At 60.3% G+C, this 14,760-nt stretch carries 8 protein-coding genes; 1 reads left to right on the top strand and 7 read right to left on the bottom strand.

All coding sequences use genetic code 11. The features are described 5' to 3' along the window. Positions 1–26: 26 nt before the first annotated feature. The 7 genes from Enr13x_RS15100 to Enr13x_RS15070 all read right to left on the bottom strand — a co-directional run bounded on the left by Enr13x_RS15100 (position 27) and on the right by Enr13x_RS15070 (position 11,201). Positions 27–1,445, bottom strand: a complete 1,419-nt coding sequence (locus tag Enr13x_RS15100) for a pilus assembly FimT family protein (RefSeq protein WP_145387392.1) — start codon at positions 1,443–1,445, stop codon at positions 27–29. 1 nt (position 1,446) lies between these two features. Then, positions 1,447–2,853 carry a type II secretion system protein gene (locus tag Enr13x_RS15095; protein WP_145387390.1) on the bottom strand — a complete coding sequence of 469 codons (1,407 nt, stop codon included), beginning with the start codon at positions 2,851–2,853 and terminating at the stop codon, positions 1,447–1,449. A gap of 55 nt (positions 2,854–2,908) precedes the next feature. After that, positions 2,909–4,162 (bottom strand): type II secretion system protein, encoded by a 1,254-nt coding sequence (locus tag Enr13x_RS15090; RefSeq protein WP_231744308.1) that lies wholly within the window; start codon positions 4,160–4,162, stop codon positions 2,909–2,911. A gap of 285 nt (positions 4,163–4,447) precedes the next feature. Then, positions 4,448–5,887 (bottom strand): type II secretion system F family protein, encoded by a 1,440-nt coding sequence (locus Enr13x_RS15085; RefSeq protein ID WP_145387386.1) that lies wholly within the window; start codon positions 5,885–5,887, stop codon positions 4,448–4,450. Positions 5,888–6,047: 160 nt separating this feature from the next. Continuing rightward, positions 6,048–7,760, bottom strand: a complete 1,713-nt coding sequence (locus Enr13x_RS15080; RefSeq protein WP_145387384.1) for a GspE/PulE family protein — start codon at positions 7,758–7,760, stop codon at positions 6,048–6,050. Positions 7,761–7,884: 124 nt separating this feature from the next. Beyond that, entirely contained in the window at positions 7,885–8,994 is a 1,110-nt protein-coding gene (locus Enr13x_RS15075) for a type IV pilus twitching motility protein PilT (protein WP_145387382.1), read from the bottom strand. Between the two features lie 446 nt (positions 8,995–9,440). Further along, the gene (locus Enr13x_RS15070; RefSeq protein WP_145387381.1) at positions 9,441–11,201 is read right to left on the bottom strand and encodes a GspE/PulE family protein; all 1,761 of its coding nucleotides are present in this window, start codon (positions 11,199–11,201) and stop codon (positions 9,441–9,443) included. A gap of 536 nt (positions 11,202–11,737) precedes the next feature. On the opposite strand from Enr13x_RS15070, the gene uvrA reads away from it, so the two are divergent. Next, positions 11,738–14,692, top strand: coding sequence for an excinuclease ABC subunit UvrA (gene uvrA / locus Enr13x_RS15065; protein ID WP_145392358.1), 2,955 nt, complete (start codon positions 11,738–11,740; stop codon positions 14,690–14,692). Positions 14,693–14,760: the final 68 nt, after the last annotated feature.

Raw genomic sequence — 14,760 nt, 5'->3', positions numbered from 1 at the left:
TCGAAGGAAATCACGTTCGCAATGACTCATTGCACAGCCCCCCCGGAAGTCAGCCGTCGTGATTGATGGATGCGTGCGCCGACCACTCCACGGGCGGTCGGATTGGCACCGAGCCCGTAGTACGTGTTCAACACCGCGACCGGCGGCTGCGTCGCCACGGTGCCTAAGCTGATAGCACCGCTGAGTGGCTGGACGCTCACCCAGGCACAATCGGGATTGGCGAAGTTCGGCACCTTGGTCGGCTGTAGCGGTTGGGGTGGCTGAGGGTTCGCCAACACCGGATCATTGGTGGTGACCTGATAGTCGGTGCCGAGAACGGTTTGCGGGTAGCGTGCCGCGTCGTCGATGTTTTCCAAAATCCCATCGACGTAACCGACGTTGAACGAGACCGTGGTCGAGGGGTCAAACCTGGTCAGGACAAAATTCTCAATCAGCCCCGATTGAACGTCTCGCACGTCGTAATAAACACCGTTGAGCCGTCCGTCGGCGGCGAACATCACGACGACATCGTTCAGCTCTCGATCCGACTGCACGTTGGGAATCTGTGTTGTCGGACTGGAATCGACGATCGTTTGTGCGTTGAACGCAATCGGATTCGTCGACGGCCCGGAAATCGACAAGTCGACGACCGTGCGGCCGACCAGATTGACCGGCGCCAGTGGGGCGCGGATCGGATTGACTTGGAACTTGAATTCATAAGGCTGCGTCAGCGACAACGCCATGGGAAATTCCCACTCGCTCGACGCCCCGCGCCAATTGCCCGCCACCATGTTGTTGTCCGCCGCCACCGTCAGGCAGTTGAACGTCAACAGGGTTCCGTCCGTTCCCGCAGCCAGCACCGGTGCCAGTGCCGCAATGTTGTCGCTGACCTCGGTCACCGCAGTCTCCAGCACGAACACATAGCCGGAACCGTTGACGGAAAATCGAACACCCGGACGGATCAAACGTTTCGCGGCGGAATTGACTCCGGACGCGAGCGCGTACAACAGCCCCGACGAGCTACGCGGGATGAAGAACTTTGGTTGGATCGGATAAAGCGGCGAGTTGGTCGGCGGAGTCGGAGAAGTGGTGTGCATGATCGGATACGCGACCGCGTTGTCGACGTCACCGCGATACTCCATCGGCGATTGCACGTAGTACAGTCGCGTCGCGTAGTTTGCACTGAAGTAGTTGAGGTTGGCCGGGTTGCCCTCGCCGATGTCATGGCGTCGACGTTCGATGACCAGACCGTACGGACGACCGGTTCGAACCGCCTGGCTTCGTGCGTTGATGAATGCACCTTTGACGAGCGATGCGCTACGACTGAGCGCGGTCTGCCGCATGCTGTCTTTCAACGTCGGCAATGCAATCGCGGTCAGTGCTGACGCAATCGTGATCGCAATCAGCAGTTCCACCAACGTGAAACCACCGGCCTTTCTCTGTAGGTGCTCGGTCTTGATCGTCATGTTACAGGTCTCCACCAAGCGACGTAATGTTATCACCAGCCGTGTCGCGGTCGAAAGAGCCGCCTAGCCCACCGCCTTCGCGTGCGTTTCGAATCCCCAGAGGCCCAGAGAGCGTAAAATCGTGTGACGTATGCCCGCCGGTAATCGTCGCCATCGAGACATTGAAAAACGGATCGGGATAGCGATACGTCATGTTGAATCGTGGGGACGGCGTATCCGTTGCGATTCGCACCGCGGACGAGCTGTAGAAATCTTTGACGCCCTGCTGCAGTCCGTCTTCATCAATCCAGAACGTTCGATTGATCCCGAACTCTCCGTCCTGACCGGCACTGATCACCACCGGCGGCAAGTAATACGGATGGTAGGCCTGTTGGGGCGCCGGCGGCGTCGTCGAATAATTGGCCGCGTCGTAGCGAAAATCACTCAACAGAAAATCGAACGGGTCGGGATCCGATGGATACTGTTGCGGTAGACTGCCACCGCTGGGAACAAAATTGCGGATCGCCGTGGAAGTCAATCCGGCCGGGTTGCGAATCATCTCGTAGGGATTGCCCCAGGCATCCAGGATTTCAAGAAACCCGTCCCCGTCGGTATCACCGATGCTGGTGGACGGAATCCGGTCGATCGCCTTGGTCCCGAACAACTCGGTGGTCGCCAAGATCAGGTACAAGCACTCCGCCGATTCGTTGGTGCGTGACCAGAACCGGTCCAGCGGATTTGCCGGGTCATCCGCAAGCGAATCTCCGTCGGCGAATTGATTGAAAGGAAATTGAAACCCACCGCTGTTGTAGGCCGCGGCGATCCCATCGACCGTCGGGTCGGTGCAGGGATTGTTGGCCACCCTGGCGTCCAAACTGGCCGCCGAATCCAACCCCACCAAAGTCCGCATTCGATTCCATTGCGCCGGTGGCCTGATCTGGGCGATGTTCGCTTGCCAGCCCCCGCCGGCAACCCGTGTGCGAAACTGCAGCGACGCCGGCGGATACAGCAGGTCGGCCCGGCATTCCGGCATGACCATTCGGATCAGATCACGACGCGCCAACAAGACCAAACGGCTGCGTTCTTCGGCTTCGAACGACCCCGCGCTGGCGGTCTGACTTGTCGAGGTGCTGCCGAGCCCGCCCACGCCTCCCTGGGTCGGGCCGGGTGTCCCGTAGATCAACGAGACCTTGGAAAGCGCAACTTCATTCATTCTGGTTTGCAACAATTGGCCGATCGTCAGGACGTCGGCCTGCGTTCGCTTGATCCTGGCATCGGTCGCCGCGGACGCAAGCGCGTACGTGAGCATTCCACCGAGCGTGACCATCACGGTCATCACCACCAACAACTCAACCAACGTGAAACCTTTCACGCAGCGGTCGGCATCGTTGGCCAGATCACGTCGATTGTTGAATTGGATTTGCATCATCGTTTTCACTTGGTTGCCTTGCACACGTCCCCACTCTGTCCCGGCGCGATATGCATCACGGCAACTCGTTTTCAAAAGTCTTGGCTGTAAAGTTCGACTGGTTGTCTCGCATGCTGTTGCTCGCACTTGAGACGAAGCCGGTGATGTCGAATCGAGAAACCCCGGTCATCGGTTGTGCCGCACCGCCGACAACCAAACTCATCAGCGCCCCGTCGGTCCGCCAAAAAACAGGTGCCGCGTTCGACGGACCTCCGCCATCGGCGTCCAACAGGTATCCGAAACGCCCGTCCAAACCCGGTGCAAGAATCTGAAACGAACTCGGGTTGGCGAATTGCCACGACGCGGCCGATGCACCATAGGTTGCGGCATATCCACTCGCCGGCGGCGTGTTCGGCTGGGGCGTGTAAACCGGACGAATTCCGTCGATGGTGTCCGGATCCAAGCTTCCGATATTCGAATCATTTTCGTAGGAAACGTAGGCGTTGAACACGATCGGGGCCGCCGTGTTGCCGTTGTTCCAGGCGTAGGTTCGCGAATCGAAGTAGACGACCGGCTTGTGCCCCTCGCGAAGCACGTAGGACGGGAAAATGTCCGGCGTCTGGTACAGGGCGGGGAAGCCACCGGTGATGTTCCGAGGCTCGTCGGTGCTGACGTTTCGATCGTACGCCCCAGAGCCCGAATTGTAGGACGGTCCGGTCGGCGATGACATCGAGCGCAACAGAAGTCGCGTCGGTTCAAAGTCGATGAAGGGTGCGTTGCGTACCGCACGATACTGGTAGTGTGACGCGATGGCCGGATTGGTCGCGGTGACCGTCCCGTCAATGACGATCGCCGGCGGCAGTTCAAGCGGCCCACCACTGCCCGTGAACGGGTACTGGGGATCGCTGCTGAATCCGCCCAACGACCACACCAACGCTTCCGCACGATCCATTACAAAGGGGTCATAAGTCGGAGCAGGACTGGTCGGGGGAACCGCTGTGGGGTCGTTGTCCGGAAACGTGTCGCACAACGCAAACAGCAGATTCAACTCGCTGTTGGCGATGTCGGGAAAAATTTTCAAGTAGTGCCGCTTGACGAGGTTCCAGTCCGAGAAATCCGGCGGGTAGTCGTTGTGCTTGGTGTAGTACGCATCGATTCCGGTTTCGATGACCGAGATCTCTGCCTTCATCGCAGACTGACGCACCGATTTCATCACCACGCCGACGGCGGGGATGGCCAGGCCGGCGAGGGCGGCGATGATGGTGATCACCACCAGTAATTCGACGAGCGTGAATCCGCTTCGGTGCGCGCCGCTTCGTTGGTTGTTCATTCGTTTGATCATCGTTCGGTTCCGCTCGATGGATTACTCGATGGTTTACACGGCTCGGTTGGCCGTCGGGTCGTTGTCGGGTGACTCGCTCGCCGTCGTGCGGCGGGTCGATGGGACCGATCGGCGGGAACGCCGGGCGGCTTTCGGGGCGACGGGTCAGAAGACCCGTCGTACGGTTGTGGTGACGGGCCGGAAGACCAGTCGTACGGTTTACGGTTGCGGCGACGGGTCGGAAGACCCGTCGTACGGGGTTGGTTTGACAGGCTGGAAGCCTATCCCACTTGGTTAATTGGACAGGCTGGTGATCAAACTGATCAACGGCATGAACAAACTGATCACGATAAAACCGACCGTGACCCCCAGGAACACGATCATCAACGGTTCGATCAACGCCGTCAGGCCGTCGGTCATCGTGCGGACTTCTTCGTCATATTGGTCGGCGACCTTGTACAACATCGTGTCAAGCTCACCGGTCTCCTCGCCGACGTCGACCATGTTGACGACCAGGTCGTTGACGACGCGGGTTTTGATTTTCAAGGCATAGAACAGTCCGGCGCCGACCGCCCCGCCGCCGATCGCGTAGGCCGCGATGAAGGTCAACGTCTGGACCATCACGCCGTCATCCAGCTTCGTCCCGCTGCTGGTGATCGCCACCGACAACAGCAACAAACCCGGGAACGCGCCGAAGATGGCAAAGAAGAACACCGCCATCGGATGGAATCCCAGCCGGCTCTCCTCCCGCAGCGGCTTGCTGATCACTTCCCCCTCGCGCACCGCCTCGTTGACCTTGGTGAACAGTTTCTCGAACACCGCGTTGCCCGCCGTCTCCCGCGTGATCGCAAGCGCCTCCAAAATCGGAACACCGCTACTGACCAGCGTCCCCAGCGTTCGCGTCGTCCGGGCCAAAATGTTCTTTTCCAACAAGCCGCCGAAGATCGGAATTTTGATGATGAACATGTCAAACCCGGTCCGCCCGTGACGGAACTTGCGCATCAGTTTGATGAACAACAGAAACATGATCGGCATCACGATCAACAGCCACCAATAACTGGCCATGTAGTTGCTCATCGCGATCAGCAACAGTGTCGGCGCGGGCAGCTTCAATTCGAACTCTTCGAACATCTCTTCGAACGTCGGCACGATGAAGATCATGATCCCGGTCAGGATCAAGATCGCGACGATCGCGACGACGATCGGATAGATCAACGCACCCTTGACCTTGCGTTTGAGCGATTCGGCGCGTTCGAGGAACTCCGCCAACCGCTGCAAAATCGTTTCCAACGCACCGCCGGCCTCACCGGCCTTGATCATGTTGACGTACAACCGGCTGAAAATCTTGGGCGACTTGGACATCGCTTCGCTGAGCGTCGCCCCGCCTTCGATCTCATCACAGACGTCCATCAGGGCGAACTTCAATTTGCCCGGCTTCTGGTTGTTTTCGAGGATTTTCAGCGAGCGCAGAATCGGCAGCCCGGCGTCCTGCAGAATCGACAGCTGACGGGTGAAGGCGCAGATGTGTTTGGTCTTGGCACCGCCGATCGCAAAGCCGCGTTTGCCCTTCTTCTTGGCACCGCCGGCCGCCGCCTGTTTTTTGACGGAGATCTTCGTGACGAAGTATCCCATCTGGCGAATCGTGGTTTGCGCCTCCTCTTCGCTCGCGGCATCGATCTCATCCCGGATCTCTTGTCCGGCCGCGTCCATTGCTTCGAATTGATAGGTAGGCATTCTCGGTAGCCCTCGGCGGTAAGCCGGATCCCTGCCCAACGCGTACTGCGTTGCGGCACGGCACCGGCCGTCTCTTTAAAAAGTGATGCTTAAAAATGTTTGCTCAAATCGGCCTGCCCGTCGCCCGTGCGGCGGCACGCCACTGAGCTTATTACTGGGCTTATTCGGAAACCGTCTCGCGGACGACTTCGTCCAACGTGGTGATCCCGTCATAGGCCATCGTCATCCCCGCTTCGCGGAGCGTCGTCATGCCGTCCTTGGCCGCTTCATCTCGCAATTCATCGGTCGACGCGTTGCCCATTACCATCTCGCGAATCTTGTCGTTCAAGATCATCAATTCGAACAACGCGATCCGGCCCTTGTAGCCGGTGTTGTTGCACTGGTCGCATCCGGTGCCGCGGAAGAACTTTCTGCCGCTGACGTCTTCCGGCTTCATCCCCAGCTGGTACAGCAGCTCGACGTTGGCCTTGGTTTCTTCGCGGCATTTCTGACAGATCCGCCGGACCAGCCGCTGGGCCAAAATCGCTTCGACGGTCGCGCACGTCATGAACGCCGGGATCCCCATGTCTTTCAAACGCGTCACCGTCGCCGGGGCGCTGTTGGTGTGCAGGGTGCTGAACACCAGGTGCCCGGTCAACGCGGCCTGGATGGCGATTTCGGCGGTCTCCAAGTCACGGATCTCGCCGACCAGGATGATGTCGGGGTCTTGCCGCAAGATCGCCCGCAAACAGCTGGCAAAGGTGACGCCGGCGTCGTGGTCGATCGGGATCTGGATGATGCCGTCGATGTCGTACTCGACCGGGTCTTCGGTCGTGATCAATTTGTCCTTGATGTCGTTCATTTCCGACAACGTCGAATACAACGTCGTCGTCTTTCCGCTACCGGTCGGCCCGGTCACCAGAATGATGCCGTTGGGACGATCGATCGCGTGGCGAAACTTCTTCATCATCGCCTCGTCCATGCCGACGTTGTCCAGCGACAGGTTCACGACCGATCGGTCCAGCACCCGCATGACGACGCTTTCGCCAAAGATGGTCGGCAACACGCTGACGCGAAGGTCGACCGGGTGACCGCCGACCATCAGCTCGATCCGACCGTCCTGCGGCAACCGTCGCTCGGCGATGTCCAGGTTGGCCATCACCTTGATGCGGGTCGTGATCGCGAACGCCAAGTGCCGCGGCGGCGGAACCATTTCGTACAACACGCCTTCGGCTTTGATCCGGATCCGAAACTCGTCCTCGAACGGTTCCAGGTGGATGTCACTGGCGTGGTCCTTGATCGCCAACAACAACACCATGTTCAACAGCTTGCGGACCGGCGCCGAATCGGCCAACGCCTCGGCGTCGGTGATGTTGAATTTTTCACTCTCCAGCGCCGACACGGCCGCCTTCAATTCCTCGTCTTCGGCCAGTTCGGCGACCAGCTTTTCCACGCTCTCCGCTTCGCTGTCATAGTAGCGTCCGATCGTCGTGTTGATGTCGCGTTCGGTCGCCACCAGGACCTCGATGTCGTAACCGAGAAACGTCCGCAGCTCGTCTTGGACGCTCAAGTTCTGGGGGTCGCACGTCGCGACGGTCAGCTGATTGCCTTCGAATCGAATCGGCACCACGCGATACAGCTGGGCCATCGTTTCGGTCAACTTCTCCACCAGCTCCGGATCGAGCTGAATCTCCTCCAGCGAGATCGTCTGCATCGACATCTGCTCGGCCAAGCCTTGGACGAGCTGATCTTCGGTGATCAACTGCATGTCTTCGGCCACTTTCCCGAACAGCGCGCCGGGCTGCTGCTCCTGTTCCTCCAACACAATGTCGCGTTGTTCGTCGGTCAGGAAACCAAGGTCGACCAGGATCTGTCCAATGCGACGCTGTGCCATGGGTGTGTTGCTTGAAAAGGAGGAAACGAGAATCTTGTCGTGGGGGCGGAGACCGCTGCGGGTGCAGCGTTCCGCCATTGCTTCATCTGCTGAAGCGGCTGTTCATCTGCTGGGGACCGTCGCGTTAGTCTTCGTCACCAATCGGGACCGGTGAATCGTCCAAACCGCGTCGGGCTTGGACGATGCGTTTGGCCAAATCATCCGGACGATGCGCCTTGGCCAACGCGTCTTCGACGCTCACCAGTTCATTCTTCCAGTGCAGGAACAAGGCGTCGTCCATCAATTGCATCCCGAACTTGGCACCGGTCTGCATCGCACTGCTGATCCGAAAGGTCTTGTTTTCGCGAATCAGGTTGGAAACCCCCGGGGTGACCACCAACACTTCATAGGCCGCACAGCGTCCGCCGCCGATCTTGGGCAGCAGCGTCTGGGCGACGACGCCGATCAACGTACTGGCCAACTGGGTCCGAATCTGGTCCTGCAGGTTCCCCGGGAAAGCGTCGATGATCCGGTTGACGGTGCCCTGGGCACTGTTGGTGTGCAGCGTGCCGAACACCACGTGCCCCGTTTCAGCCGCACTGATCGCCGCTTCGATCGTCTCCAAGTCACGCAGCTCGCCGACCAGGATCACGTCGGGGTCCTGCCGCAATGCGCGTCGAATCGCTTCGGAGAAACTCGGCACGTCCACCCCAACTTCACGCTGGTTGATCGTGCTCATCTTGTGGTCGTGATAAAACTCGATCGGGTCCTCGATCGTGATGATGTGGTGGTCCACCGTTTCGTTGAGCAGGTTGATCAGACTGGCCAAGGTCGTCGACTTCCCCGAACCCGTCGGGCCGGTCACCAGAAACAGCCCCCGCGGCCGGTGAGTCAATTTGACGACAGCCTCGGGCAGCCCCAATTGCTCCGGCGTGAGTTTGTCGTTGGGGATCTGCCGCAACACCATCGAAATGAAACCGCGTTGCTTGAAGACCGAGACCCGAAAGCGGGCCATCTCTCCAAAGGCGAACCCGAAGTCGGTGCTGCCCGATTCCTGCAATTCACGCTGACAACGTTCCGGCGTGATCGACTTCATCAGCGCGACCGCGTCTTCGCCTTCGAGCGTCTTCGTTTCCAGCTTGCGCATCCGCCCGTGCAAACGGAACACCGGTGGCTGACCGACGACAATGTGAATGTCGCTGACGCCTTGTTTGATTGCTGCGTGGAGCAGTTTGTCGATCAGCACGGTTGCCATCGCTGGTTTACCTCAGTTGCGAGAAGAATCATTTTTCTCTGGGTGTCGTGGCCGTGGTGGGTCGGCGGAGAGGTCCGCGGATCCGCACGGACCACTCAAGCCGGCCACTCGAGCCGAACACTCGAGTCGGCCACTCCAGGGGATCGTTGTGATGGCGAGAAGTAGAACAAGTTTTCCCCGAAGTGCAGGCATTATGTCCGCCCGACGCGAAAACTTCAAAAAACTTCGCCAGCGGCGCGAAACTTTTTGCCAAGGCCCCCCCGGAAGAACCGAACGGGTGGATTGGCGACCGCTGTCGATTCCCAGCGGATCGGTCCTGCTCCCAGTCGACGCCGTTGGCGGCAGCGTGGGCAAGCGGGACGCCAGGAAACGACGGCCGAATTGCGAGCAAAACCGAACCGCTCGCCAAAGCGGTCGGATTGCCCCGAACGGCCGATTCTGGCGGCTTAGAGCGAATCCAAATCGCTGACCAAGTGATTCAGCGCCAGCCGCTCCTGCTCGGTCTGCTTGGCCACCCGATAGACCTCTTCAAAGGTCGTGATCCCGCGGATCACCTTCAGCATGCCGTCGGCGTAAAGTGTTGACATGCCACTGTTTATCGCTTCGATACGGAGCTCCTTGGTGTCCGCCCCGCGGAACATCATCTCACGCAGCTTGCCGTTGACGACCATCAGCTCGTAGATGCCGATTCGGCCGCGGTAGCCGGTCCGTCCACAGTAGGGGCAGCCCTTTCCCCGAGAGAACTCCCCTTGGGCGATCATTTCGGGCGGCAACATGGAGTCGGCGATGACCGATTCGGTGGGCTGGTAGCGGACCTTGCAGCGCGGGCAAATCGTCCGCACCAGCCGCTGGGCCAAGATCGCGATGACCGAACTGGCCACCATGTAGCCGGGTACACCGATGTCCACCATTCGGCTAATAGAACTGGGCGCATCGTTCGTATGCAGAGTACTAAAAACCAGGTGTCCAGTCAGTGAAGCCTGGATTCCCATCGATGCGGTCTCGTGGTCACGCATCTCGCCGACCAGGATGATGTTGGGGGCCTGACGCAGCATGGAGCGGATGATGCGTGAGAAATCGAGTCCGATCGAGTGCCGGACTTCGACCTGATTAATCCCCGGCAGGTAGTACTCCACGGGGTCTTCCGCGGTGATCACCTTGCGGTCGGGCCGGTTCAGCGCGTTGAGCGCCGCGTACAGGGTGGTCGTTTTTCCCGAACCCGTTGGGCCGGTCACCAGGATGATCCCGTTGGGCCGCCGGATCAGTGAATTGAAGGTCCGGTAGTCGCGTTGGTTGAGTCCCAACTGCCGCACCCCGACCTTGATGTTGTCCTTGTCCAACAGCCGCATCACGCAGGACTGGCCGTGGTTGGTGGGGATGATACTGACCCGCAAATCGAGCTGTTTGTCCCCCACCGTGATTTTGATCCGTCCGTCGGTCGGCCGCCGTTTTTCCGAGATGTCGATTTTGGACAGAATCTTGATGCGGGCGATCAATGCCGACAGCATCCGCCGCGGGGCGCTTTCCCGTTCGACACAAACGCCGTCAATTCGATAACGGATCCGCACCCGCTCTTCGAACGGTTCGACGTGGATGTCGCTGGCGCGAAGCTGGACGGCTTCCTGGATCATCAGGTTGACCAATTTGATCACCGGCGCGCTGCTGTCATCGGCGTCTTCGGCGTTCTCGGCCGAGTCGCCCGATTCGGTTTCGGTGAAGTCGATCGCCGTGTCGGTGAACTCCTGCAACATCGAGTCAGCCGATTCCCCTTCGACCTGCCCGTAGTACTGGTTGATCGCCCCCTGAATCGCCTCTTTGGGGGCCAAAGCGGTTTCGATTTTGCGGTTCAGGATGAACCGCAGCTTTTCGATCGTTTCCAGATCGAAGGGGTCGGCGATCAGGATCCGCAGCGCGCCGTCTTCGACGCTGTAGGGCAGCACCATGTTTTCCCGGGCGACCGATTCGGGGACCAGTTCGATCACGTCTTCGCCGATGCGTGCTTCCCGCAGGTCGACGAAGGGAATTTTGTGGAACTTGGCCATCGCCCGGGCGACTTCCTCGGGCGTGGCATATTCCATTTGGACCAGAATGTCGCCGACATCGGTCGAGGTGTCACGGGAGACCTGTTCCGCTTCGGAGAGCTGGTCCAAGCTGATGATGCCTTGACGAAGCAGCAGATCGGTGAATTCTTGAATAGCTTGGCCCATGGTTTCGCCTTCGTTAGCGCTTTGGGAGGGATCGTTGAACGGTGGAAAAGGGTGCCGACGGATGAATCCTGTTCATCCGGTCCTGTCCGCACATGACACAGGATACCATCCCACACCCGAAACCGGTCATCGCCAGCGAAAAGAACTGTCGTCATTTCGCCCGAACGGTTCGCTTCGCGAGGGGTGAACGTCGATCAGCGCTAAACCGCAGAGCGGTTCCACAACACAGCCCGGGGTCGCGAAGCGCACCCCGGGTGGGGTTGAAAAGGGAAATCGGAACCCCAGCGGGGTTCAACAAACAGCGCGATGTGATCCGGCGGCTGAAGGGATCGCCCAGCTTAGGGAAGACGCGGAACGTGATAAAGACCAACGATCTGGTCGATTGAGTGTGTCGCGGTGAGCGGATCGTTGTACGACGTCCTTTCTAGGTCGTCGGGGCGAGCCCTACGGACGACGGCCCGGAAGGGCCATCGTACTCCGAAATTCGCTCGCTGCGGAGCAGCGAAATGAGGCGGCTGAAGCCTGCACACCAGCGCATGCCGGTCGTCAGCGGCGGCCGATGCGCTACACTTTCCAATCAGCCCTCGCTTCACTTCAACCACGCCCCCACTGCCCCCTTGTCCTCCCCATCTGCCCCCTCTCGCTCTGCCGCTGCCAACCTGATCTCCGTCCGCGGTTGCCGGGTCCACAACCTTCGCGACGTCGATCTGGACCTGCCCCGCGGCAAACTGATCGCGTTTTGCGGCCTGTCCGGCAGCGGTAAAACTTCGCTGGCCCTCGACACGCTGTATGCCGAAGGCCAACGCTGCTACATCGAGAGCTTTTCGGCCTACACGCGGCAATTTCTGCAGCGGCTCGACAAACCCGACTGCGACTCGATCACCGGCATTCCCCCGGCGGTCGCGGTGACGCGCGCCGGCGGCTCCAAAACCAATCGCAGCACCGTGGGGACCGCGACCGAGATCGCCGACCACTTGCGGTTGCTGTTCGCCAAGTGCGCCACCCTGTACTGCACCGGATGCGGCCGCGAGGTCTCCGCGGACGATCCCACCACCATTGCCGAAGAACTGGCCGCATCCCCGGGTCGCGCGATGATCGGGTTCCAAGTCCACCTGCCCAATCGAAAATCCGGCAGCGAGATTCTGCTGGGGCTGCAACGGGCCGGGTACCTGCGTTTGATCGTCCGCGGCCAGACGTTTCATCTGTCGGATTCCGATCGAGCCGCGTTGGCCAAGAAGATCGGACGCGGGGGAGCGGAATGCATCGTGGTGGTCGACCGCGTTTCTGCGGACACCGAGCTGTCGCGGTTGACCGAATCGCTGGAAACCGCCATGGGTGAAGGGCACGGCCGGGCGGTCGTGCTGACGGAATCCGCATCGCCGGCAACCGCACAAACACCCGCGGGCCGAATCACCGAGATCGATGGCCGCGACTGGATGCAGCGGGTGATCAGCGATCAACGCCGCTGTGATCAGTGCGACTTGGATTACCCCGATCCCGTCCCCCGACTGTTCAATTTCAACAACCCGCTGGGGGCCTGTGAACGATGCGAAGGGTTCGGCGAGCTGGTCGACGTGGACATGGACTTGGTCGTGCCCGACCCGTCGCTGTCGATCGCCGAAGGTGCGATCGCGCCCTGGAACACGCCCTCCTATCAACACGAGCTGGAGGAATTGCTGGAGCTGGCCGACGACTATGACCTGCCGACCGACGTGCCCTTCGCCAAGCTCAAGAAAAAGCATTTGAAGTTGATCCAGCGCGGTGTCCCCGAGCGGAATTTTGGCGGACTGGATGTTTTTTTCGCGTGGCTGGATCGCAAGAAATACAAGATGCACATCCGCATCTTTGCCAGCCGCTATCGCAGCTATCGAACCTGCGACGCCTGTCACGGCCGGCGCTACAACGCAGCGGCGCTGGCCTACAAGATCGCCGACCGAACGATCGCGGACCTGCTGGAAATGTCGGGTTTGGCCGCCGCCGAGTTTTTTCGCCAAGCCCCGCTGGGGACGCGGCAGCGCGAGATCGCCGCCGAACCGCTGCGACAAATCTGCGATCGAATCGGCTACTTGCAATCGGTCGGCCTGGGCTATCTGCAACTCGATCGCCCCTTGCGAACCCTGTCCGGCGGCGAAACCCAACGGGTCGCATTGACCGCGGCCCTGGGCGGCAACCTGGTCAACATGCTGTACGTCCTGGACGAGCCGACCGCGGGGCTGCACCCCAAGGATGTCGGCCGGCTGGCCGATTCGATCGCCGCACTGCGGGATCGCGGCAACACCGTGATCGTCGTCGAGCACAATGAAACGATGATCGAAACCGCCGATCGCGTCGTCGAGATCGGTCCGGGGGCGGGCAGCGACGGCGGCCGGATCGTGTTTGAAGGAACGCCCAAGCAGATGCTCCGCAACCGCGATTCGCTGACCGGACAATTCCTGTCGGGACGCCGCGGCTCCACCTTGCGACACCACGCCCCGCGTCCATCACAGGGCCGGATCACGTTGCGGGGGGCGCGGGGACACAATCTGCAAGACTTGACCGTCGATTTTCCGTTGGGCGTGCTGTGCGTCGTCACCGGAGTTTCCGGCAGCGGGAAAAGCTCGCTCGTCCAGGACACACTGTTCGAAGCGATCCGGCACGAGAAACTGCACCAGGCCGCCAAGCCGCTGCCGTATCAATCGATCACCGGACTGGGCCAGATCCAGGACTGCGTGTCGGTCGATCAATCGCCGATCAGCCGCTCTCCCCGCAGCTGCCCGGTGACCTACCTAAAGGCGTTCGATCCGATTCGCAAGGTGTTTGCCGACAGCGTCGAGGCGCGTGCCCGCGGGCTGACCCCGAGCCACTTCACGTTCAACAACGACAAGGGACGGTGCCCGGAATGCGAAGGCGCCGGCGTGCTGGAAATCGACATGCAATTCCTGGCGGACGTTTCGATGCAGTGCCCGGAATGTCGCGGCACGCGGTTCCGCGATGACATCTTGAAGGCCCGCTATCGCGACCGCTCGATCGCCGACGTGCTGGCGATGAGCGCCCGCGAAGCCTACGCGTTTTTCCGAGGGGCCGACAAGGTTCAGGCGCGGCTGAAACGCATGATCGATGTCGGGCTGGGCTATCTGTCACTGGGCCAATCCGCGACGACCCTGTCCAGCGGCGAAGGCCAACGTTTGAAACTGGCCGCGTTCCTGGCGTCGGCCAAACGCAAACGCACGCTGTTCGTGATGGACGAACCGACCACCGGCCTGCACTTTGACGATCTGATCCGATTGGTCGATTGCTTCGACGCCCTGATCGCAGACGGACACTCGTTGCTGGTCGTCGAACACAACCCGCTACTGATGCTCTCGGCCGACCACCTGATCGATCTCGGCCCCGGCGCCGGAGACGCAGGAGGCAGGGTCGTCGCCGCAGGCACTCCGGCGGAGATCGCAGCGTCCACGGAGAGTGAGACAGGGAAGGTGCTGGCGACGGAGATGGGACGCGGGGAAGGGTGAAGGGAAGATGGCAGAAAAATGGGGGGCAGAAAAATGGGGAGACAGGGGAAGGTAGACAGGAAAATGGG

This window comes from Stieleria neptunia, from assembly GCF_007754155.1.
In the GTDB taxonomy this organism is placed as follows: domain Bacteria; phylum Planctomycetota; class Planctomycetia; order Pirellulales; family Pirellulaceae; genus Stieleria; species Stieleria neptunia.
The sequence above is the reverse complement of the archived record's forward strand: the minus strand, read 5'-3'. Positions and strand labels throughout refer to the sequence as shown.

What these genes read in the sequence shown, in the direction of transcription:
- Enr13x_RS15100 (WP_145387392.1), bottom strand. Translation starts at nt 1,445, where the DNA reads ATGACGATCAAGACCGAGCACCTACAGAGAAAGGCCGGTGGTTTCACG.
- Enr13x_RS15095 (WP_145387390.1), bottom strand. Translation starts at nt 2,853, where the DNA reads ATGATGCAAATCCAATTCAACAATCGACGTGATCTGGCCAACGATGCC.
- Enr13x_RS15090 (WP_231744308.1), bottom strand. Translation starts at nt 4,162, where the DNA reads ATGAACAACCAACGAAGCGGCGCGCACCGAAGCGGATTCACGCTCGTC.
- Enr13x_RS15085 (WP_145387386.1), bottom strand. Translation starts at nt 5,887, where the DNA reads ATGCCTACCTATCAATTCGAAGCAATGGACGCGGCCGGACAAGAGATC.
- Enr13x_RS15080 (WP_145387384.1), bottom strand. Translation starts at nt 7,760, where the DNA reads ATGGCACAGCGTCGCATTGGACAGATCCTGGTCGACCTTGGTTTCCTG.
- Enr13x_RS15075 (WP_145387382.1), bottom strand. Translation starts at nt 8,994, where the DNA reads ATGGCAACCGTGCTGATCGACAAACTGCTCCACGCAGCAATCAAACAA.
- Enr13x_RS15070 (WP_145387381.1), bottom strand. Translation starts at nt 11,201, where the DNA reads ATGGGCCAAGCTATTCAAGAATTCACCGATCTGCTGCTTCGTCAAGGC.
- uvrA (WP_145392358.1), top strand. Translation starts at nt 11,738, where the DNA reads ATGCCGGTCGTCAGCGGCGGCCGATGCGCTACACTTTCCAATCAGCCC.